At 70.4% G+C, this 1072-nt stretch carries 1 protein-coding gene; it reads left to right on the top strand.

Annotation, left to right across the window (positions count from 1 at the left end; all coding sequences use genetic code 11):
* The first annotated feature begins 30 nt into the window (after positions 1-30).
* A complete protein-coding gene (locus ACBY01_RS17160; protein WP_416462203.1) occupies positions 31-984 on the top strand; it encodes an IS5 family transposase in 954 nt (317 codons plus the stop codon).
* Positions 985-1072: the final 88 nt, after the last annotated feature.

Here is a 1072-nt window from a genome sequence, read left to right as displayed (position 1 = left end):
ATTCTCTTCGCTGGGTATCGGAGAGATGAGATGCGCAAGCAGACGAGGCCGGCGTCCTTTGCGGACCTGTTGGTGGTTGGCGGGGGGAGCGCGCGTCTGGATCGGATCGCGGGTTTGCTCGACTGGGCGCCGCTGGAGGCGCTGCTGGGCGATGTCTACGCCTCGGGCTGCGGCCGGCCGGCGTATGCGCCGCTGGTTCATCTGCGGATCCTGCTGCTGCAGAGCTGGTACGGGCTGAGCGATCCGGGGATGGAGGAAGCGCTGGGCGACCGGCTGTCGTTCCGGCGGTTCGCGGGGCTGGGGCTGGACGAGCGCGTGCCGGATCACTCCAGCATCAGCCGGTTCCGCAGCCTGCTGGCGAGCCGCGGCCTGGCCGAACGGGTGTTCGGCGAGGTGGTGCGCCAGCTCGACGCGCGGCAGGTGACGATCCGGCAAGGCACGCTGATCGACGCCACCGTGATCGAGGCCGCCGCGGCCGAGCCCGCGCGCCAGCGCGGCGGCGGGCGGGCCAAGGCCGATCCCGATGCCCGCTGGGTCAAACGCCCCGACGGCAGTGCCCGGTTCGGCTACAAGCTCCATGCCGCGGTCGACCAGGGCACCGGCATCGTCCGGCGGGCGTGCATCACCCCGGCCAACATCGCCGATGTCGATCACGGCCATCATCTCGTGATCGGCGACGAGCAGGCGGTCTACGCCGACAAGGGCTATGTCGGACCGCGCCTGCGCGAGCGGCTGCAGGCCGCCGGCATCCGCAACCGGGTCCAGCACAAGGCGCAGAAGAACCGGCCGCTCAGCGCGCGCCAGCGTCTGCGCAACACGCTGATCGGCCGCATCCGCGGCCGGATCGAGGGCGTGTTCGGGGCGCTCAAACGCTCCTATGGGCTCGCCCGGATGCGGTTCATGGGCCTGCTGAAAAACCAGGCCGCCACCCTCATCACCCTCACCAGCTGGAACCTTGCGCGCGCCGCCGATCAGCTCGGCTGAACCACGCCACAGCTCACCCACCCGATCCCCGCCGCGTCGCCACTCCCGCCGCCGCAACCACCATTCACGCCACCGCTTCACCAAAAAA

It is taken from the genome of Sphingomonas mangrovi (assembly GCF_047975845.1).
Classification (GTDB): Bacteria; Pseudomonadota; Alphaproteobacteria; order Sphingomonadales; family Sphingomonadaceae; genus Sphingomonas.
This window is presented reverse-complemented; position numbering and strand designations above follow the sequence as displayed.

Coding starts and splice junctions, on each gene's coding strand:
- ACBY01_RS17160 (WP_416462203.1), top strand. CDS start 31: ATGCGCAAGCAGACGAGGCCGGCGTCCTTTGCGGACCTGTTGGTGGTT.